Here is a 20,518-nt window from a genome sequence, read left to right as displayed (position 1 = left end):
AAAAGATCACCTCACGGGTTATTAGTGATGGAACCGACGTGCATTTACCCTAAAGCAGGCGATAGAAGCAGCATAGCTGCCCTGAAAAATAATCATTAGCCGATGGTTAACTTTTATTTTCAGGATCGAAAACAGTCCTTAGATCTTATGTCTGGTACCGCTTACAATATAACACATGGTGTAACCTTTTTCAATCCTGAATCCAATAAAATCCGCACTTTCTCTTGCCTTTCGCTCTCAAGTGATTCCCAATTCCGACTGATTTTTGTTACAATAGGGTGATCGCAAAAAAAAGGAGTACACCCATGAAAACAGATTTGTTGCCTGCTTCTCTCCTGTGGGGAGATAAACGGTTCCATACGTGGAATTACGAAATGCGCGAGCAATTTCAAAATAAAGTGTTTAAAGTCATGCTGGATGCAGGTTTTACCTGTCCGAACCGGGATGGTTCCATTGCCAAAGGAGGCTGCACCTTTTGCAGCGCACGGGGATCTGGTGATTTTGCCGGACGCCGCCGGGACGATCTCGTCACCCAATTCAATACGATTCGGGACCGACAGCATCTAAAATGGCCAAACGCCCAATATATCGGCTATTTTCAAGCCTATACGAATACGTATGCCCCGGTTGAGGAGCTACGCGAATACTTCGAGGTCATTCTGGAGCAGCCCGGCGTTGTCGGTCTGTCCATCGCTACACGTCCCGATTGCCTGCCTGACGATGTAGTGGATTACCTTGCCGAGCTGAACGAGCGCACATACCTGTGGATCGAAATGGGCCTGCAAACCGTCCATGAATCCACCTCGGAGCTGATTAACCGCGCCCATGACACTCAATGCTATCTGGAAGCGGTGGAAAAGCTGCGCAAGCGCAATATCCGCGTATGCGCGCACATCATTTACGGACTGCCGCAGGAAACGCATGAAATGATGCTGGACACAGGTCGTGCAGTGGCGGCTATGGATGTGCAGGGCATCAAAATCCACCTGTTGCATCTCATGCGCAAAACGCCGATGGTCAAGCAGTATGAAGCCGGATTACTTCGCTTTCTGGAAAAAGATGAATACGTCAAGCTGATCGTCGATACGCTTGAATTTTTGCCGCCCGAAATGATCGTTCATCGGTTGACCGGGGATGCACCACGGGATTTGCTGATGGGTCCGATGTGGTCGCTCAAAAAATGGGAAGTACTTAACGCCATTGACGATGAACTAAAATCACGGGAAACGTGGCAAGGTAAGTATTGGAGGCAGCCTTAAATGGGCTTCCTGTCTGTACTGAGCTACGCTCATCAATTGGTAGCTGCGCGAGTCCAGCCGGGCGATACGGCTATAGATGCCACAGTTGGCACCGGAGCGGATACGCTGTTCCTGGCTAAGGCTGCCGGAAGACGGGGACGTGTCTATGGCTTCGATATCCAGCAGGAGGCGTTGCAGCTCGCTCGTCGTCGGCTGGACAAAGACGAATCCCTCTCACTGGCGGAGGTATCGCTATTGCTGCAAGGTCATGAGCAGATGCGGGAAGCCGTTCCCGACAAACTGCATGGCAAAGTCGCTGCGGTCATGTTTAATCTCGGCTACTTGCCCTCCGAAGGCGCTGATCCATCTGTTATCACGCATACCGACAGTACACTCGCCGCTCTTGATGCGGCACTGTATCTGCTGCGTCCGCGCGGTATTCTGACCGCCATACTGTATCCGGGACACGCTGGAGGCGGCGAGGAAGCCGAAGCTGTCCTTCAATGGGCCTCCACCCTCCCGGTATCCAGTGGTCAAAGCATTATTTACCGCCAATTACAACGAGCTGCTTCGCCTTACGTAGTGGCGGTTGAAAAGAAATAATGTCGCATTTTTAAATTTGCATATTCAGGTTATGAGCGGCTTTTTTAGCCGCCTTACATATATCTTTTTTTGAGCGTCGTACGGGCTATTCACCCCAGTTTTATTGCCCCAGCGGCATGTTTCTGGTCGCACTCATTACTCATTATGGAGGAGAGAAATTATGCTAAAGCCATACCCGCTGCAATTTCAACCTGAGTTCAAAGAGAGAGTTTGGGGAGGACGAGCCTTGGAGCAATTCGGTTTAACCCCGCCGGAAGGGCATATTGGGGAAGGATGGATGATTGCCGATCATCCAAATGGAACCACAACGGTCATCAATGGCCAGCTGGCTGGCAAGGGGCTGGATGAAATTCGCGAAACCTACGGGCAGGACTGGCTCGGGGCCAAGGGTGTATCGGAAAAAGGCGGACGTTTTCCGCTTCTGATCAAGCTGCTGGATTGCAATGACGATCTGTCCGTGCAAGTGCATCCGACAGACGATTATGCAGGACTTCCAGCCGGAGAGCTGGGAAAAACCGAAATGTGGTACGTGCTTGATGCCAAGCCGGATGCCAAAATTATTTACGGTTTGACCGAGGGCGTGACCCGGGACAGCCTGCGTACCGCCCTTGAAAGCGGAGACATCCTGGGTAGCTTGCGTCAGGTTCCTGTTGAGGCAGGCGACACATTCTTCATCCCTGCTGGAACCGTACATGCGTTGTGTGCAGGCGTTGTTGTTGCTGAAATTCAGCAAAATTCAGATACCACCTATCGGTTATATGACTACAACCGTCCTGGTCTGGATGGCAAGCCCCGTGAGCTGCATATCGAGGATTCCCTCAATGTGACCTCTTACGAGGGGGCTGGTGCAACAACAATGAAGACAGGTGGTTTACAGCCGGGTGAATGGCTTCAACTCGCAGCCTGTGAGTATTTTGTCGTGGAAAAGGGTATCGTAGAGGGAAGCTGGGCGCTTTCCACAACCGATGACAGCTTTACCATTCTCGTGATTTGCGAAGGCAGTGGTACATTAACGTGGGACAATCATTCGTCGTCTCTCTCCTGCAAAGCTGGAGATTGCTTCCTGCTCCCCGCTAATCTGGGTGGTTACACGCTGAATGACGGAATGACTGTCCTTAGATCTTATCTTCCTTAAAGCTTAAAGGGTGTGTTGTCTAACTTATGCGGGAATATACCTTCACCATCGCTGAAAATGACGGAACGGAGCTTTTTGCCTACCGCTGGCTACCGGATCAGCATACGCCCGTGCGGGGAATCGTTCAGATTTCGCACGGGATGTGCGAGACATCCTACCGCTATATTCGCTTGGCTGAGAAGCTTACAGCTTCCGGCTATGGTGTATATGCCAACGATCATATCGGCCACGGACGTACCGCCGGTGATTCTGATAAGCTTGGCATGCCAGGGGCGAATGCATTCCAACGAATGGCAAGCGGTATGCTGGATCTGGGCGAAATTGCGGCCAAGGAGTTTCCAGATCAGCCTCGTTTTTTGCTCGGTCACAGTATGGGATCCTTTTTAACCCAGAAAATCATGTATGATGATAAGCAACAGTATCACGGATTTATTTTATCGGGAACGAACGGACGGCGTGGCCTGCTGAAACTTGGAGAACAAGTTGCCCTGCTGCAAGCCAAACTGCAAGGAATGGATCACCGCAGCATACTGCTCAACGCTATGGTCTTCGGCGGATTTAATCGAGCCTTTCGTCCGGTGCGTACAGCGTTCGACTGGTTATCCCGCGATCCCGATGAAGTAGACCAATTCGTACATGATCCGTTATGCGGTGCCATCTGCACGACAGGCTTTTTTCTAGATTTTTTCCGGCTTTTGCAGGAAATTCATTGGCCCTCCTCACTCGAAAAAATCAATCCCAAGCTGCCAATCTATATTTTTGCCGGGGATCGTGATCCGGTGGGGTTGTTCGGTAAAGGTGTTCTAACGCTGGTGGATATGTACCGGAGTCTGAAGCTTCAGGATGTAGAATATCGTCTCTATCCTGACGGCCGACATGAGATGCTGCATGAAACGAATCGCCATGAGGTCATGACCGATATCGTTGATTGGCTGGATCGCCATATTAACACAGCAGCGACCTCCGTTTCTGTTATGTCTGGAGGCTCTGAGGCATCTTCATAAATAGCTCTTAATAAAAAGAAACCTTCAAAACCACGGTTAAAGTGAGTTTAAAGGTTTCTTTTTATTTCTTTGTCTGCGTCGTGACACCACAAGTAACTTTTCAGTTCAGCTTATTAGGAGATTACCATGTATTCCGTTCTCTTAGGGAAGTAATATGAGCTATATGATGTTTGCCGTGCCAGGCATAGATGCCAATGTTTCGTTCCAGGCGGATCGTCTGACCCGATTCCGGATGGATAAACGTTCGGTGTAATTGATCATCCCCCAGCGAACGCAACACAACCACCCACCGTTCATGCAGCCCTTCCAGCAATTGCAGAGAAGGCTCCAGCGGAAGCTCCCTTGCATCCGGTATTTCGGCCCAACGCCCCTCATCATATGGCTTAATCGTGGGTGTATCCTCTGTTAGCGCTAGCTTGAAGCGAATATAACCGTTCATATGGCTGTCTGCCAAATGATGGACAACCTGCCGAACCGTCCAGCCTCCTTCGCGATAAGGCGTGTTCAACTGTTGTTCGTCCAGCCCTTCGACCGCCTGACGAAGCTGAGAAGGCAGTTCAGCAATATCGTGAGTCCATGCCAGAAGCTGTTCTTCTGTAATGGTATCCGGAACGACGAATGGCCCAATCGGGTAGCGCAAATCATGATCCAAAACAGTTCCCCACCCTTCTCTGCATCTGAGTATCCTACTACCTGTAATCTTATGTTATAACTATGCATGAAAAAAAGCAGACCCGCAAGAGCCTGCTTTTTCATATACGTAAAGATTGGATACAACTGTTGATCTATTTATCCTTCCAGCAACAGCGATTCCGGATCTTCCAGCAATTCTTTGACCGTTACCAGGAAGCGAACCGCTTCGCTGCCATCAATAATCCGGTGATCGTAGGACAACGCGATATACATCATCGGACGATTTTCCATACGTTCCTCGTCAATGGCAATCGGGCGAAGCTGGATTTTATGCATTCCCAAAATACCCACTTGCGGTGAATTCAGGATCGGCGTAGACAGCAAGGAACCGAAAATACCTCCGTTGGTAATGGTAAAGGTTCCACCTTGCAGATCCGCCAGAGAAAGCGAATTGGAACGTGCTTTGCCAGCCAAATCTGCAATGCTTTTCTCGATTTCGGCAAAGCCGAGACGATCAGCATCCCGTACAACGGGTACAACCAGCCCTTCCTTCGCAGATACAGCAATCCCGATATCATAGTATTTTTTCAGTACGATATCATCGCCGTTAATTTCCGCATTTACAGTAGGGAAACGCTTGAGCGCACCGACCACTGCCTTCGTAAAGAAGGACATAAAGCCCAGCCCAACATCGTGCTTCTCCTTGAACTTATCTTTGCGGCGTTTGCGAACATCAAGGATGGCGGTCATATCCACTTCATTAAAGGTCGTAAGCATAGCGGCCGTTTGCTGTGCCTCAACGAGACGTTTGGCAATGGTCGCTCTGCGGCGGGACATGCGCTGACGTTCTACCGGCTTGCTGTACTCTGTCTGAGACGGAGACGCAGCAGGTTTATTCGCAGCGGGAGAAGCAGGTGCAGGTGATGCAGCACGCGAAACATCGGCGCTGTTCCCATGCGTTTTAACGTCCTCCTGGAACACGCGTCCAAGCGGGTCCTTCCCCTGTACCTGCTCCAGATCAATTCCGCGCTCACGCGCCAGCTTCCGGGCAGAGGGAGATGCCGTCTGACCGTTCCCGTCACCGTGGGACGGAATAGGCTGTGCGGCCTGTTCCGCTGCTGATTTGCCATCGCCTGCTGTGGAAGCAGGCGAAGTGGCTACAGGCGGTGCCTCCGGCGCTTTGGTCGCTGCTGCTTCTCCGGCACCGGATGATCCTGCGCTAACGCTCCCACTGCCGCTTCCGATCAAGCCTACAGCTTCACCGATAACCACCGTTTCCCCTTCCTGTCGAAGGATTTTCTGGACTACGCCCGCTTCTTCTGCGCTAATTTCCAGATTGACCTTATCAGTTTCCAGCTCCAGTAGAACATCCCCCTGTCCTATGGAATCCCCTTCCTTCACAAGCCATTTGGAGATTGTTCCTTCCGTGATGGATTCTCCCATTGCTGGCACTAAAATATCGCTCACAGCCGCTACCTCCCCAGTGTAATATTGTTTTTGGAATCCTGCTTCAACGCTGATTGAATAATTCGCTGCTGCTCTAGGCTGTGTACTTGCTGATAACCGCTCGCTGGGCTGGAACGATCCGGTCTGCCTGCATAGCGGATTTCCGCTCCTTGCGGCACAACATTCCGCAAACGAGGCTCAATGTAACTCCAGGCACCCATGTTTTTCGGTTCTTCCTGTGCCCATACGAATTCCTTAACATGCTGGAAACGGCTGAAAATATTCCGAATTTCCTCTTCTGGGAAAGGATACAACTGCTCGACACGAATAATGTGCAGACGGTCCTCCGCTTCAGCCTTGTCCTTCTCCAACGCTTCTTCCAGATCAATGGCAATCTTGCCACTGCATAGTACAATCCGTTCTACACGATCCGGGCGCGCACCCAATCCGGGCTGCTCCAGCACGGGACGGAATGTTCCTTCGCTGAATTCGGAAGCAGGCGAAGCCACACGGTTATTACGAATGAGACTCTTCGGCGACATCATCACAAGCGGACGAGCTTCCTCACTCTCGCTTAATGCAGCCTGACGGCGCAGCAGATGGAAATACTGCGAGGCACTGCTCAAGTTAGCTACAGTCCAGTTATTTTGTGCAGACAGTTGGAGGAATCGTTCCAGACGTGCACTTGTATGCTCCGGTCCTTGCCCTTCACTACCATGCGGCAACAGCATTACCAGACTGGATTTCTGTCTCCATTTGGCACGGCCAGCGGAAATGAACTGATCGAAAATAACCTGCGCACAGTTGGCAAAATCACCGAATTGCGCTTCCCAAATCACTAACGTTTCAGGAGAGTACACGTTATAGCCATACTCAAAGCCAAGGACAGACGCCTCAGACAACGGGCTATTATGAATACTGAACGAAGCACGTGCTTCCGGCAATGTGTGCAAAGGACAATGCGTATTGCCCGTTTCAGGCTCGTGCAACACGAGGTTACGGTGAGCAAACGTTGCCCGCTCCGCATCTTGACCCGTCATACGGATCGGTTTGCCATCTGCCAGAATCGTAGCCAGAGCGAGCGTTTCCGCCAAGCTCCAATCCACCTTTTCACCTTCGTTCAGAGCCGTTTTTCTACGCTGTAAAATACGATCCAGCTTCGGATATACCTGGAAGGCTTTTGGCCATTTCAGCAGGTTTTCATTGATCTGACGCAGCTTTTTCAACTCTACAGCCGTACGAACCACAGAATCCTGACCCCGTTTTGCCTTGGAAGGAGCAATTGCAGGCTCCTCTTCCGGGTTATTCTTCACATGCTCATGCGCTTCCTTGAGTCGATTTTGTACCTTTTCGATAAGTCCAGCATTAAACGCTTCATCCACGATTCCTTGCTTAATCAGTTTTTGAGCGTACAATTTGCTAACCGTTGGATGGTTTTTCACCTTGCTGTATACCAGCGGTTGCGTTGTTTCCGGATCATCGGATTCATTATGACCGTAACGGCGGTAGCCAATCAGATCAATCAGGAAATCCTTCTTGAAACGGTTGCGATATTCGCCAGCCATTCGAGCTGCTGCAATGCACGCCTCGGGATTGTCCGCGTTCACGTGTACGATCGGAATTTCGTAGCCTTTGGCCAGATCGCTTGCATAGCGGGTCGAACGTGAATCCACGCTTTCTGTTGTAAAGCCCAGACGATTGTTAACAATAATATGAACCGAGCCGCCATTACGGAAGCCGCGTAAATTCGTGAAATTAAGTGATTCCGCCACGATGCCTTCACCTGGAAAAGCCGCATCGCCATGCATGATAATGGTTGCCGCCTTGCTGACATCCAGCTTCGGATAGCCTGCCTCACTGCGATCTTCCTGTGCTGCGCGGGAAAAGCCCTGCACGACCGGGTTCACGTATTCCAGATGACTCGGGTTATTCGCCAATGTCAGACGGGCCTGTACCGCTTCCCCATCCTTTACAAAACGATTGGCACCCAGATGATATTTTACATCTCCGGTCCAGCCATAATTAATCCCTGTCGAGCCTTCCGACGGAATCAGATCCTTATTCGGAGAATGATGAAATTCAGAGAAAATTTTGCTGTAAGGCTTGCCCAGTACGTGGGCCAGTACATTCAGACGACCACGATGCGCCATCCCCATCAACACGTGGCTTGCACCTGCATTCGTCGTAAGACGGATAATCTCGTCGAGTACTGGTACGAGGACATCATTACCTTCGATGGAAAAACGTTTCTGTCCGACAAACGTTTTATGCAAAAACTCTTCGAACTGCTCCACCTCTACCAGTCTGCCTAGCAACGCCTTGCGTTCCTGTGTGGTGAGTGGTTTGGAGGACCAGCCGGATTCAGCGTAGCTGTTCAGCCAGCGGCGTTCCTCCTCGTTATGAATGTGACTAAATTCATAGGCAATCGGGCCTGTGTATGCCACACGCAAGCGTTGGATGGCTTCCCAGCCGTTAAGTGTTCCAGCGGGAGCGTTATCCCATATTAAAGAGGCCGGAAAAGCCTTTAGGTCCTGTTCAGTTAAACCGTAGGATGCCGGATCAAGCAAGCGTGTATCCTGCTCGGCATCCAGTCCCAGCGGGTCTATTTGTGCAGCCAAATGTCCGTATTCACGGATGTTCCACACCATTTTCCCAGCTGTAACCGCTTTCTGTAATGTGTTCGAATCAAGATGTCCCTGAGCGCTTGCCGGGGGGCCTTGCAATTTGTAGTCTATCATGGAAGCAGCCGAGTATTCGGATTGCGGCGGCTCACCCCATTGATCAAACAGCTCGCGGTAAGCCGGATCAACTGTTCCGGGGTCCGCTACATACTTTTCATACTGGTCCTGCACATAACCTAAATTAGGTCCATAATAACTCTGCCAAGGTACCTGTCTGCTGCTCTCTTCCATTGTCATCTCGTTCCCTCCGTCAAATTTTGAAATTCATAGCTGGACGGAAATCATTTTCATTTCAGTTTTCGCAAAATTCTCAATTTAAGTTGTTCACAATATGCTCACATTATATGAAATCCTTCATCAAAAGTCGAATTTCACAATTCCTATCCTTCTTCCATTGTATAAACTTTTCCGTCGATGAGCATTTCCTTTTTCTCAACATACCAATGCATAAATTAGATCAATCAGGTTATTTCGTATGAAAACAAGCGCCAGAGACTGGTTTGTCCCCCAGCCTTGGCGCTTTTATCGTACAAATCATAGTATCAGGAACCAAATTGGGCAGTATGCAGACGACTGTACACTCCACCCGCCGCCATTTGAATTAGAATCGGAGTAGTTGTCGTATCTGCTTCACATCCATTTTTCTAAAAATCACGTAGTTGATCAAAAATCTCAAACAACGGATCTCTGTCAACGAAAGCCTTCCTTTGCTCACCAAGCTGCTGCTCCACTTGATCCAATAGACCTGCCAGCACCATATAAATTTCTTCGCGTTCTACCGTTTCGATAAACCCGGTACGTCGATCCATTTCGTTAAAAGCTTCTGTGTATTCCGTCACCAGCGATTTCAATGTTGCATTCACTGTATTTATGCCCATTTGTTCATCCAGTGTTCGTACAGTTGCCAGCATTTTTTTATATAGTTGGGCGGATTTTTTGGCATTGGCTGCTGTGATCTGCTCGCGTCCATCCCAATCCCGAAACGGATTGTCCAGATTTTCAGTCAGCCATTCCGGTTTACGCGCTTTGGTAATGGAGAGGTCTAGTCCACGTGGGACTTCTTTTTTGTAAGCAGCCTTAATCAACTTGCCTGCGTCTGCTGGTAAGCTGGTCATCCACAACATGGACAAATGCGGCAATCGGTCTGGAGCAGGAAATTCTTCACCCTTGAATCCGAACAGGTCGTATGTAGTGAATTGGCGCAGCTCCTTGAGTCGCTCTAAGCTATGCAGATTAGAGATGATTCCCGGCTTGCCCCAGATCCGTAATTCATACAGATGAGGAAAACGAACGACAATTTGCTGCATATTGATTTCTTTAACATTGGTCAAAGAAAGCGCATTTAAACGATCAAGTCCGTGAAATGTCGGAACATCGGCAGAATATTGAACACCCATCCATCGTCCATCCTCATGAGCATGAATCGTCAGGCCGGGTGAAAGGGTGCCGCTTAACATGAGTTGTTCCAGATCCTCGTTCAGATAAAGTTCTTCGATACCTTCTGCATTCAAAATAAGCCGACTCACATGACTATTTCTGAGATCCAGTTGGCTTGAGCTACATGATATGAGCTGAAGTTCATTGATAAATGGATTGCTTTTTACATAATGAATCAGTGCTTGATCTGCGTTATCGGTGTGTATCGTCATCAGGCAAGGAAGCTTGTCCAATTCAGACATATCGTCTATCACTTGCAGGATCGTAACGTTAATTTTACTGGTATCCCGGCGTATGCTCTGACCCCCGATCTCAATAAAGGTGTCATCGTTTGCAGCAGCTTTAAATTGTTCCCGTTTACCCGGATCAATCTTTTCCCAATTACGCTGACGATGCAGGCTTCCTCACATGCCACCCGCCACTGTAACTGTTCGTTTCCTCCTGAACTAAGGGTGGAATATTGCCAACCAAAGTATAGTTAGGCGGGACATTGGCTCCGACAAAACTATGATCTAAGCGATTGTTCCAGAAGTGAAAATCGCAAACGAGAGGTTTCATCGTATGTAGTTCTGCCTCATCTGGTAGACGATCTCCTGTCCAATCCAGTTCAAGTACAGCGGCAAGCTGTGGGTTTCTTTTAGAATCAGTCTCTCTAAGCATGGTGATCTGACAGGCTACATATTGCTGCAATTTGTCCGAGTACACACAATAAATATCTCCAACGGATGGTATCATCGTAATCTCCTTTATGTAACATGATTCTGTAAAATTTTTTTTTTTAGTATAGCAAAAGATTCTACTGGTGGTTCACTTCTAATCTCAAAAAAAGTTGACAACGTTTTCAGATCATGATAACTTATCCGTGAGGCTTGTTACCGGTAATGCGGGCAAAACCACAACAGAAATGATGATGTTTATTTCTGTTGTAGTTTTGCTCTTTTTTATTCCTCAAAATGGGTGGTTCAATGTGATAATTAAACAAATCTTCAACAATAATATTGTCAGTACGGTGGACGATAAAAATCAGGAGCTGCTTATCCTCGGCCGGGGTATCGGCTTTAACTTCCGTGCGGGTGACCCGATTGATGAAAATCGGATTGAGAAAATTTTCCGTCTTCAGGATGCAAATATTTATGAGAAGTTTAAAGCGATCGTCATGGAAGTTCCGATTGATATTTTACAAGTCACCGATGACATTGTTAGTCTGGCGCGCACACAGTTGAACAAAAAAATAAGTGACGGTATCTATGTATCCCTATCCGATCATATTCATTTTGCCATACAGCGTATGGAGCATGACATGATCGTACGCAACCCACTATCATGGGAAATTCAGCATTTTTATAAGGCTGAATATGACGCTGCCAAAGAATCGTTGACGCTTTTGCGCGAACGTCTGGGTATTGAATTCCCTAAGGAAGAGATTTGTAATATTGCCCTTCATTTCGTGAATGCTGAAATTAATGATTCGATGAATGATGTCACTCATATGATGCAGTTGCTTCAGGAGATCATGAACATTATTAAATATCATTTTAATGTGGAATTTGATGAGGACAGCGTGAATTACTTCCGTTTTATTACACACCTCAAATATTTCTGCCAACGCGTTATTACGCATTCGAGCCATGATGATGCAGAAGAATATTTGTATGAAGTCGTGAAGAAAAATTATGCAGACACTTTTAAATGCATTGGTAAAATCGAAAGATTTATTCAAAAAAATTACGAGTATACCATGACGCATTCTGAGCAGTTGTATCTGACACTGCATTTGGAGCGTCTCATCAAAAGAAAATAAATATTTTCAAGGCTTGTAACTGTTAAATCAGGCAAAACCTGAATGAAAAAGGCTCACGATACGTGGGTCTGCTCATTCGGGTATTTTTTTACCTAAAAATGGGGGGATTCAAGATGGATCAACAGGAAACAGCCCAAAAAATTGTGGCCTCCGTTGGTGGAACAGACAATATTAATTCTGTATATCATTGCGTTACACGCTTGCGCTTTGATCTCAAGGATAACGACAAGGTAAATCTGGATGAATTAAAGAAGCTGGACAAGGTTATGGGCACAAATGTATCTGGTGATCAATTTCAGGTCATTATCGGCAACGAAGTGGCCAGCGTATTCAATGCCATGACGCAGCTATATCCTGTTTTAAAGAGTGACTCCAGCGAAAAAAAACCTTCTGAAAAAAAGAAACAAAATGCTATCTCCAGATTATTTGAGTTCATTGCAGGTGTATTTGCTCCTATTTTGCCTGCCATTGCGGGTGCGGGTTTGCTCAAAGGTTTGATTGCTTTGCTCGTATCCGTGGGCTGGCTTACAGCGGGCACTGATACGTATCGAATTATCTCAGCGATCGGAGACGGAGTCTTTTATTTTCTGCCGCTATTGATTGCTGTGAGTGCCGCCCGAAAATTCGGTTGTAACCCTTATGTCGCCGTTGCCGTCAGTGCAGCACTCATGTACCCGGACATGGGAACGTTATTATCGAGTGGTCAAGCTGTTTCTTTTATCGGTATTCCGGTTACTGCCGTTACCTATGCGTCCTCCGTTATCCCTATACTTCTGGCCATTTGGCTGATGTCTTATATCGAAAAAGGCGTAGACCGTATCATTCCTTCTTCTTTTAAGCTATTACTTGTCCCATTGATTACGATGCTCATTGTCGTTCCGGTTACATTGATCGCTATTGGACCGCTGGGTACTCTGATCGGTAATGGATTGTCAGGCGGTATTAATTGGCTGATTTCCGAAGGCGGCTTGTTCGCAGGTATTATTTTGGGCGGAGCTATGGCGTTGATCGTGATGACAGGCATGCACTATGCGCTCGTTCCAGTCATGATCAGTAATTTGGCGAAACTGGGTTTTGACAAGTTTCTGCCGCTGACCTACATCTCCAATATGGGGCAGGCAGGAGCAACCATGGGAGTATTCTTCCGTGCAAAGAATAAGAAGCTGAAATCTGTAGCATTTTCTACAAGTCTGACAGCACTTATGGGTGTCACCGAGCCTGCTATGTATGGAGTTAATATGAGATATAAACGGCCTTTTGTAGCGGGTATGATCGGTAGTGCCGCAGGTGGCGGCTTCTCCCTTGCCTTTGGTGCGAATGCCTATGTACTGGCGGGCAACGGTGGGATTCCGGGGCTACCTGCACTGATTGGACCGACGTTCTGGTATGCATTTGGCGGTATGGTAATCGCATTCGTTGTAGCCACAATCGCAGCTATACTGATGGGGATTAACGAAGAACTGAGCGACGAAGCTTTGCAAACCACGAGCGAAACGGCCGTCTCTCCAGCAAACCGTGACAGCTCAACGGATTCCTCTAATGAGGTACAGGAAGATGTAAATATTCCCGCTTCGAATGAGACAATTTATGCTCCCATGACAGGTCGGTCGATTCTACTAAAGGAAGTGAATGATCCGACATTTGGTGACGAATTGATGGGTAAAGGCGTGGCCTTTGTTCCTGCCATTGGCGAATTGTCCTCACCTGTAAGCGGCACCGTGCTGAATGTGTTCAAAACGAAGCACGCCATGGTTATTCGCAGCAACGACGGTGCAGAGCTGCTCATCCATGTGGGAATCAATACTGTTAAGCTTCGCGGGCAGTTTTTTGAGGCTCATGTTCAGGCTGGTGATGTAGTTCAAGCAGGCGATAAGCTGCTCACGTTTGATCTGGAGCATATCGCAAAAGAATATGATATCACAACAGCCATGGTTGTCACCAATACAAGCGATTATCAATCTGTTTTTCCAATCAAGCTGGGGGATATCATCATGAAGGAACCCGTACTGAAGGTAGAAATCTAAAAAACGATAAAGGAGCACACACTTATGAGTAAAGCACAAGTATTTCCCGAGAACTTTCTATGGGGAGGCGCTATCGCCGCCAATCAAGCTGAGGGCGCATTTGACGCAGACGGCAAAGGCTTGTCTACCGCAGATATGGTTCCTTATTATAAGAAAAAAGATTATGCCAATCTTAGTGCCCTCATGCACGTATCCAGTGAAACGATTGCAGAGGCCATGGAAACAAAAACAGCCGAGGGTTATCCGAAGCGTTATGGAATTGATTTTTATCATCATTTTAGAGAAGATATTGCGTTATTTGCTGAGATGGGCTTCAAAACATTCCGTCTTTCCATTAACTGGAGCCGCATTTTCCCTAATGGAGACGATCAGGAGCCAAATGAGGCTGGCCTACAATTTTATGACAATGTTTTTGAAGAGCTACGTAAATACGATATTGAACCTCTGGTTACTCTATCGCATTATGAAATGCCGATGACGCTGGTATTGAATTATGGCGGATGGAAAAACAGAAAGGTCATTTCGTTCTTTGTGAAGTATGCCGAGACCGTTATGAACCGATATCAGGATAAAGTAAAATACTGGCTGACGTTCAATGAAATCAATACAACCCTTATTGAACCGTTCACAGGCGGCGGAATTGTCGGGGACAAGGAAGAAAACCTGTTGCAAGCGTCCTATCAAGCATTACATCATCAGTTTGTTGCCAGCAGCCTGGTAACCAAAAGAGCACGTGAAATCAATCCGGCCTTCCAAATCGGCTGTATGTTGGCCAGAATGATCCATTATCCTGCTACAAGCAGCCCGGAAGATGTACAGCAAGCTCAGATCGACAACCAGATGAACCTGCTTCACACCGATGTCCAGGTACGCGGTAGCTACCCGCCAATCATCAAGCGTTATTTTGAGGATCATCAAATTCATATCGTAAAAGAAGCAGAAGACGATCAGATTTTGAAAGAAAATACTGTCGACTTTATTTCCTTCAGCTATTATACATCCCTCGTCTCCACTACAAAGCCGGAGAAGTATGGAGTTACTGGAGGTAACCTGTACAGTACCGTCAAAAATCCAAATCTGAAGGTGACGGAATGGGGCTGGCAGTTGGACCCGATTGGCTTGAGAACGGTTTTGAAAGAATTGTATGATCGCTATCAATTGCCTTTGTTTGTGGTAGAAAACGGGCTGGGAGCCAAGGATACTGTCGAAGAAGACGGCTCCATTATAGATGATTACCGGATTGACTATTTTAGACAGCATATTGAACAACTAAAAGAAGCTATTCTGGATGGCGTTGAAGTGATTGGCTATACCAGTTGGGGAGCAATTGATATCATCAGTGCATCCACTTCAGAAATGTCCAAACGCTACGGATTTATTTATGTGGATCAGGACGACGAAGGCCACGGAACCCTTAACCGCAAAAAAAGAAAAGCTTCGACTGGTATAAAAAAGTGATTGCTACGAATGGCGAGGATTTGGGTTAATTTAGATTAGAGACTGCCCCCCATTTGTGAGTCAGGAATCAAACACCTGGCAAGTTAACCAGCCAGTCGTCGGATATCAACCGACGGCTGGTTATTTAGTTTATGTTGCACCTCATACTACGCCAAACGAGTTTAAAAACAACTCCCCAGTCCACCCTACTATGTTTATCGTTAATAGCAGAATTTAAAAGACAGATGGTCCGATACGATGCAAACTCAAATTTTAATATGACATTAAAGTCACTTTTCTGTACAAAATTCCTACTTTTCACTATTATTTTAATTAGGCATCTAAAAACCGCTTTGAAAGCGAAAGGGATGGAACTGTGACTGGATTAAAACAAGTACTCAGAAACAAGAATTATGTCAGGCTTTTTCTGGCAACGTTCGCCTCACAAATGGGAGGAATTATTGGGGTTACTGCATTCATGTTTTATTTGTTGAAACGGTTTACGAATCAGCCATACTATGCAACGCTTGCCGAGTTAATGTATTCGCTCCCGATGCTGGCAGTATTTCTCGTAGTTGGAGTACTTGCAGATCGGATGGACCGACAAAAAATTGCTGTTAATTGTGATTGGATCAGCGCTTTTTTATCCTTATGTTTGCTTATTTTTGTTTGGGTTGATTCGATTCCTTTGATATTTGTCTGCCTCTTCATCCGTAGTGCTGCTTCCAAATTTTTTTTCCCAGCCGAAAGTGCCATTATACAGGGAATCTTAAACAAAGATGATTACACCATTGCCGCAGGCCTCAATCAAATGATGGGGAGTCTTTTCATGTTGTTTGGAGGAACTCTGGGGGCCGTCGTTTACTGGCATTTTGGAATTACTGGAGCCATCCTAATTGATGCTGTTTCTTTTATTGTGTCTGCACTGCTTATCCGTTCCTGCAAAATTCAAAAGGAAGTACTCCTTCCAAACGGGGCACATCAATTTAAGCAATTAAAATTTAAACTGGTCATGCATGACTTTAAACAAGGGTTTCTTTACATATTACGCAACAGACTATTGATTTGGTTGGTTTCAGGCTTTTTTATGTTCGGTATTTTAAATGGTGGATTTAGCGTTTTACCGATGTTTATTCTTAAATATAAGCTAGCTCCAGGCAACTATGAGCAGTATATGGTATGGGCAGGTATTATTTTTGGGTCAGGTGTGTTGCTTGGCACCTTAATCGCTTCTCTTATCTCCACCAAGCTAAAGTTACACCAAATGATTGCAGCGGGAGTTCTGGTAGCCGGAATTGGTATATGCACACTTGGATTTGTTAATCACCTCTATGTATTTTTGATTATCAACTTCGCCATTGCACTGGTACTTCCGTTCATCAATATTGGCATAGGAGGATGGCTGCCTTGTATTGTAGATCCTCAAATGATGGGACGTGTGCAAGGTTTAATTAATCCGTTAATGATGCTGTCCCAGTCTCTTACATTAGGTTTCATTGCTGTAAGCTTTCCTTCATTTATTTCAATTGAAGTCTTATTTTTATTAGTCGGGATCTGTACCGTTATTGTAGGAATATATTACACTATTGTGCTCCCCCGTTATGCTGATTACGGCACTTCTTCTAACGTCCTTCAGGAATCTTTATAGGCAGATTAAAAGAGTCCTAAGTTGAATTGCCACTTCTGTCTCCATATCCAGTGCAGAGGTGGCTTCACCATAGCTCCCCTCAAATGCTCCACAAGCACGTACATTATGGTAGATACAAAAGTTAAGAGGTCAAAAACGGAGATCATAGGAGTTAACCATGCAAAGCAAAAAAGTGTTAATACCCGCAGCATTACTTCTTTTAATACAGTTAAGCGTTCCTGTCAGCTGTACCTTTGCACAGAATAACCTTGTCATAGATCATGAAACTAAAGAGAGACTCAAAGAACAATATGGCTTGGAAGAACCTCAGTCACCTATATTAGAGCAGCAGCAAAACATTTTATTCGGAGGTGATTGGGGCTTTAGTCCTTCTGCCGATGCCGCGATGCTGGAATTGACCATATGGATTCGGAATCCGCTCATTTTCATCAGTCAACAACTGGTACATTCACTGAAATCATAAGCTGTTTTCTATTCGGTAAGTTCCATGATATAGAGCATAAGGGTCATTTATTTTGTAGTAAGTTGTCTGCCACTTGGGGTCACTTCATCCTTCTTATTGAAAAGGTTTAATTCAATGGGTCCCCTACCATGTAGCCACAGCAGTTCATCGAATAAAAATGTCAGTCCATCCTTGGCGCATAAGCGTTCGATGATCTCCGTGACAACTTGCATAACCTCCCCTTGTACACCCGCTGCCAGTTGCAGACCTCCGCTCTCTCCATCCAGGTAAAGATGCGTATGATATGATTGCTCCACCTTCTTCACATGGCGCAAACACAGTATGCCATTTTCGAGGTAAAAGAAGTATTGATGGTCATAAAGAACCCCTTCGCATATCTCATACATATGAGGGAAATCATACGGCCCCTGCACCATTGAGACCCGCTCCAATCCCATTACTGATTCTGTCATACATCCTCGCTCCATTCCTTTGTTCAAAGTTTCTTATTTGCCAATATACTTTCTTCTACAGGTAGTTTTTCAAACTAGGTGGTTGAACGATAATTAATTGCTAATTGTAAAACGTTTTGGTACGATAAGCATATTACTACGACGTTCACAAATAACATTTCAATAAACCTAATGCACATTACAGTGTTATTTTTGTTGTTTTCAGAATACATCCAATAGTGTTTATTGTCAATACTTTGATGTTTCTTTTTAACACTATAGAATGCATTTAGCTGGAGGAAAATATGATAAAGATTCATCTTTCCCGTATTATGGGCGAAAAACGAATAAATATTGCCGAGCTTTCCCGCATGACTGGATTACATAGAAACGGAATCACCAAACTTTACAACGAAGAAACAGACGGTGTGAAATTTGATACGCTAGATAAAATTTGTAAGGCTCTACACTGCCATGTTCAAGATGTTATCGAGTATGTAGAGGATGATACAGACTAGATCCCTTCCGTTTATTTCCCCCTCCTCACGCATTTATTTGTTTAGGATTATCAAAATAGTAACTGTTGCTAATTTTAAAGCATTTTGATACTATGAAGGGATCAACTTAGTTTACTTATAATCTTGTTAACTAGATTACTTATTTACAAATATACACTTCTATTCTATACATGTCAACTAGTTTACTTGATTACTTTTGGAGGAATTGTTGTGATTAGATTTTCTCTTGATAAAATTATGAAGGACCGTGGACTCGAACAGAAAGATATTGTTTCTATTACGGGAATTAATAGGAATACAGTTAAAGCTTTGGCCTCCAACGCAAACGCCCGAATTGACTTTCCAACCTTGAACACACTTTGTAGAACCCTTGGCGTACTCCCTGGTGAACTGATCGAATACTTGCCAGAAGACGACGAAGAGAGCCGTTAACATGCTTAACGGCTCTCTGTTCTTTATATAATATTCAAATTTTTAACGATCTTCCCACTCAAATTAGGTTCGAAGATCATAATCCCTTCCTATCAGCGATTTCAAATAAACTCTTCCCACGTATGATAAATATCAAATAATGCATTAGGGTTACGTTGCCCTTTTAAAATTGCGTACATTTTATTCGATACAATCCTGATCACATCCATATCTTTTTTCCTGAATCCAACAATAACAGGGCGATTAACGCTAATATAAGACTTTGGTTTAAAAACAATGCCCCAATCCAACCCACTATGATTACTTTTTACAACCTCTCCTAGATAAATGGAAATATCCAGTGTAAAAGCTTGAGATTTTGTGTCGAGTTTATTCTCATATATAGCTCTTCAACCATTCTTCGGTTTCTGAATGCTCCTCTTCTAATTCCGAAGCACTTTTACTTTGAATCTGTACACTCCCTAGATACCATTCTCAAATATCTATGAGCGAACGATCACTATAAATCCAGATGTATCTGTGAAAATGCGCCAAGGTGCTCTAAACGCGAAGGTACTTGTTGTTTAAACCAATTAAAATGTTCTTTCGCTTCATTTTTGTTCATTTCTGAGTATTCTTTCATGTCGAAAGGTGATTGCATAAATCCATAGTTCATTTATATATTTTTCTCATTTAAACCTTTTTTATCCTATATAAATTTATATAATCGATACAGTTTCCCAACTCCTCTTAAACCCTTAGAAAAGAAAAACCACACAGAATTTATCCATGTGGTTGGAGTGCAAACTCACTATTAAAGAATCATCTTGGACCGAATAAAAAATCGGAACATGTATTTGCTCTCAATTTAATTTGATTATTTCCTATTACCTTGAAGATTCTTTACAGTTCCAGCAATGGCCTGATAGTGATTAATAATTGAATTATTTTGAGGATTAGAAGCAAAACTGTTAGAGATTTGATATGGCTCTCTATTAAAATTACTAATTCCACCTATATTTTTAATAGAAGGACCATAATTTTGATCGTAGTACCACTCACCATCTAACGTATGGATAAAAAATTCTCCTAAGAAATAGCTTGATAACAGAACGTTTTCCTCCGTCGGTTCTGAACTTAGCAAAGCTTCGATGGTTTTTAATGAATTTTCATCTTTAAAGTTTAGATTATTTACCTCGACAAATTTCTGTAGCTTCTCAAACCATCCTTTATCTAAAAAGTTAGCAGGAGGAAGCGTATCTTTAGGCACATTCTCTTCAAACCATTTTAAAGCAAACTGATCAATAATCTTTTCTAGGGTGATAAATATATCTCGTAATGACTCTTCATCCTCATAGTAATGAAATTTCTCCATCTTTGATCCATCAATGAAAAAAAAACTATTAACTGATTCGGATTCAGTCATAAAAGTAATGCGTATTGCATTCTCCGTCCAATAACTTTTATCGATTTGGATTGTTTCCTTAAATCCATTGACTACTCTTGTAAAAAACCAAGTATTGTTTAAATGCTCATAAACAAAATTTAAAGTAGCCAATTTCTTACCTATAGTTTGTTTAATAATCATGGATATTTTCATGCAACATT

17 protein-coding genes and 1 pseudogene are annotated in these 20,518 nt (G+C 44.9%); 11 read left to right on the top strand and 7 right to left on the bottom strand.

Annotation, left to right across the window (positions count from 1 at the left end):
• Positions 1–305 precede the first annotated feature (305 nt).
• From mnmL to QMK20_RS07320, 4 genes are all read left to right on the top strand, one after another.
• Positions 306–1,259, top strand: a complete 954-nt coding sequence (gene mnmL, locus QMK20_RS07335) for a tRNA modification radical SAM protein MnmL/YtqA (protein ID WP_044646677.1) — start codon at positions 306–308, stop codon at positions 1,257–1,259.
• Positions 1,260–1,841, top strand: coding sequence for a tRNA 5-(aminomethyl)-2-thiouridylate-methyltransferase MnmM (gene mnmM / locus QMK20_RS07330; RefSeq protein ID WP_283655209.1), 582 nt, complete (start codon positions 1,260–1,262; stop codon positions 1,839–1,841).
• 160 nt (positions 1,842–2,001) lie between these two features.
• Positions 2,002–2,976, top strand: a complete 975-nt coding sequence (locus tag QMK20_RS07325) for a type I phosphomannose isomerase catalytic subunit (RefSeq protein ID WP_283655208.1) — start codon at positions 2,002–2,004, stop codon at positions 2,974–2,976.
• Between the two features lie 26 nt (positions 2,977–3,002).
• Positions 3,003–3,980, top strand: coding sequence for an alpha/beta fold hydrolase (locus tag QMK20_RS07320; protein ID WP_283655207.1), 978 nt, complete (start codon positions 3,003–3,005; stop codon positions 3,978–3,980).
• A 121-nt stretch (positions 3,981–4,101) separates the two neighbouring features.
• Here QMK20_RS07320 and QMK20_RS07315 read toward each other — a convergent pair whose 3' ends face one another.
• From QMK20_RS07315 to QMK20_RS07295, 5 genes are all read right to left on the bottom strand, one after another.
• The gene (locus QMK20_RS07315) at positions 4,102–4,632 is read right to left on the bottom strand and encodes a YfiT family bacillithiol transferase (protein WP_283655206.1); all 531 of its coding nucleotides are present in this window, start codon (positions 4,630–4,632) and stop codon (positions 4,102–4,104) included.
• Positions 4,633–4,769: 137 nt separating this feature from the next.
• Entirely contained in the window at positions 4,770–6,080 is a 1,311-nt protein-coding gene (gene odhB / locus QMK20_RS07310) for a 2-oxoglutarate dehydrogenase complex dihydrolipoyllysine-residue succinyltransferase (protein WP_283655205.1), read from the bottom strand.
• A 5-nt stretch (positions 6,081–6,085) separates the two neighbouring features.
• Positions 6,086–8,977 carry a 2-oxoglutarate dehydrogenase E1 component gene (locus tag QMK20_RS07305; RefSeq protein WP_283655204.1) on the bottom strand — a complete coding sequence of 964 codons (2,892 nt, stop codon included), beginning with the start codon at positions 8,975–8,977 and terminating at the stop codon, positions 6,086–6,088.
• A 407-nt stretch (positions 8,978–9,384) separates the two neighbouring features.
• Complete coding sequence (locus tag QMK20_RS07300) at positions 9,385–10,419, bottom strand: hypothetical protein (protein WP_283655203.1); 1,035 nt, start codon at positions 10,417–10,419, stop codon at positions 9,385–9,387.
• A gap of 139 nt (positions 10,420–10,558) precedes the next feature.
• The gene (locus QMK20_RS07295) at positions 10,559–10,912 is read right to left on the bottom strand and encodes a hypothetical protein (RefSeq protein WP_283655202.1); all 354 of its coding nucleotides are present in this window, start codon (positions 10,910–10,912) and stop codon (positions 10,559–10,561) included.
• A gap of 232 nt (positions 10,913–11,144) precedes the next feature.
• Between QMK20_RS07295 and licT the strand changes: the two genes are divergently transcribed.
• The 5 genes and pseudogenes from licT to QMK20_RS07270 all read left to right on the top strand — a co-directional run bounded on the left by licT (position 11,145) and on the right by QMK20_RS07270 (position 17,550).
• Positions 11,145–11,978 (top strand): BglG family transcription antiterminator LicT, encoded by an 834-nt coding sequence (gene licT, locus QMK20_RS07290; protein WP_283655201.1) that lies wholly within the window; start codon positions 11,145–11,147, stop codon positions 11,976–11,978.
• A 113-nt stretch (positions 11,979–12,091) separates the two neighbouring features.
• Positions 12,092–14,002 carry a beta-glucoside-specific PTS transporter subunit IIABC gene (locus QMK20_RS07285; protein WP_283655200.1) on the top strand — a complete coding sequence of 637 codons (1,911 nt, stop codon included), beginning with the start codon at positions 12,092–12,094 and terminating at the stop codon, positions 14,000–14,002.
• A 24-nt stretch (positions 14,003–14,026) separates the two neighbouring features.
• Positions 14,027–15,489: pseudogene (locus tag QMK20_RS07280) on the top strand (glycoside hydrolase family 1 protein).
• 326 nt (positions 15,490–15,815) lie between these two features.
• Positions 15,816–17,087, top strand: coding sequence for an MFS transporter (locus QMK20_RS07275; protein WP_283655199.1), 1,272 nt, complete (start codon positions 15,816–15,818; stop codon positions 17,085–17,087).
• Between the two features lie 157 nt (positions 17,088–17,244).
• Complete coding sequence (locus QMK20_RS07270) at positions 17,245–17,550, top strand: hypothetical protein (protein ID WP_283655198.1); 306 nt, start codon at positions 17,245–17,247, stop codon at positions 17,548–17,550.
• 47 nt (positions 17,551–17,597) lie between these two features.
• On the opposite strand, the gene QMK20_RS07265 is transcribed toward QMK20_RS07270, so the two are convergent.
• The gene (locus QMK20_RS07265; protein WP_283655197.1) at positions 17,598–18,002 is read right to left on the bottom strand and encodes a hypothetical protein; all 405 of its coding nucleotides are present in this window, start codon (positions 18,000–18,002) and stop codon (positions 17,598–17,600) included.
• Positions 18,003–18,286: 284 nt separating this feature from the next.
• On the opposite strand from QMK20_RS07265, the gene QMK20_RS07260 reads away from it, so the two are divergent.
• Complete coding sequence (locus tag QMK20_RS07260; protein ID WP_283655196.1) at positions 18,287–18,499, top strand: helix-turn-helix domain-containing protein; 213 nt, start codon at positions 18,287–18,289, stop codon at positions 18,497–18,499.
• Positions 18,500–18,709: 210 nt separating this feature from the next.
• The gene (locus QMK20_RS07255) at positions 18,710–18,931 is read left to right on the top strand and encodes a helix-turn-helix domain-containing protein (RefSeq protein ID WP_010349271.1); all 222 of its coding nucleotides are present in this window, start codon (positions 18,710–18,712) and stop codon (positions 18,929–18,931) included.
• Positions 18,932–19,787: 856 nt separating this feature from the next.
• On the opposite strand, the gene QMK20_RS07250 is transcribed toward QMK20_RS07255, so the two are convergent.
• On the bottom strand, positions 19,788–20,510 hold the full coding sequence (locus QMK20_RS07250; protein ID WP_283655195.1) for a hypothetical protein: 723 nt from the start codon (positions 20,508–20,510) through the stop codon (positions 19,788–19,790).
• Between the last annotated feature and the right edge of the window lie 8 nt (positions 20,511–20,518).

This window comes from Paenibacillus sp. RC334, assembly GCF_030034735.1.
In the GTDB taxonomy this organism is placed as follows: Bacteria; Bacillota; Bacilli; order Paenibacillales; family Paenibacillaceae; genus Paenibacillus; species Paenibacillus terrae_A.
This window is presented reverse-complemented; position numbering and strand designations above follow the sequence as displayed.

What these genes read in the sequence shown, in the direction of transcription:
- QMK20_RS07285 (WP_283655200.1), top strand. Translation starts at nt 12,092, where the DNA reads ATGGATCAACAGGAAACAGCCCAAAAAATTGTGGCCTCCGTTGGTGGA.
- QMK20_RS07305 (WP_283655204.1), bottom strand. Translation starts at nt 8,977, where the DNA reads ATGACAATGGAAGAGAGCAGCAGACAGGTACCTTGGCAGAGTTATTAT.
- mnmL (WP_044646677.1), top strand. Translation starts at nt 306, where the DNA reads ATGAAAACAGATTTGTTGCCTGCTTCTCTCCTGTGGGGAGATAAACGG.
- mnmM (WP_283655209.1), top strand. Translation starts at nt 1,260, where the DNA reads ATGGGCTTCCTGTCTGTACTGAGCTACGCTCATCAATTGGTAGCTGCG.
- QMK20_RS07325 (WP_283655208.1), top strand. Translation starts at nt 2,002, where the DNA reads ATGCTAAAGCCATACCCGCTGCAATTTCAACCTGAGTTCAAAGAGAGA.
- QMK20_RS07270 (WP_283655198.1), top strand. Translation starts at nt 17,245, where the DNA reads ATGCAAAGCAAAAAAGTGTTAATACCCGCAGCATTACTTCTTTTAATA.
- QMK20_RS07265 (WP_283655197.1), bottom strand. Translation starts at nt 18,002, where the DNA reads ATGACAGAATCAGTAATGGGATTGGAGCGGGTCTCAATGGTGCAGGGG.
- QMK20_RS07250 (WP_283655195.1), bottom strand. Translation starts at nt 20,510, where the DNA reads ATGAAAATATCCATGATTATTAAACAAACTATAGGTAAGAAATTGGCT.
- QMK20_RS07260 (WP_283655196.1), top strand. Translation starts at nt 18,287, where the DNA reads ATGATAAAGATTCATCTTTCCCGTATTATGGGCGAAAAACGAATAAAT.
- QMK20_RS07320 (WP_283655207.1), top strand. Translation starts at nt 3,003, where the DNA reads ATGCGGGAATATACCTTCACCATCGCTGAAAATGACGGAACGGAGCTT.
- QMK20_RS07300 (WP_283655203.1), bottom strand. Translation starts at nt 10,419, where the DNA reads ATGTCTGAATTGGACAAGCTTCCTTGCCTGATGACGATACACACCGAT.
- QMK20_RS07295 (WP_283655202.1), bottom strand. Translation starts at nt 10,912, where the DNA reads ATGATACCATCCGTTGGAGATATTTATTGTGTGTACTCGGACAAATTG.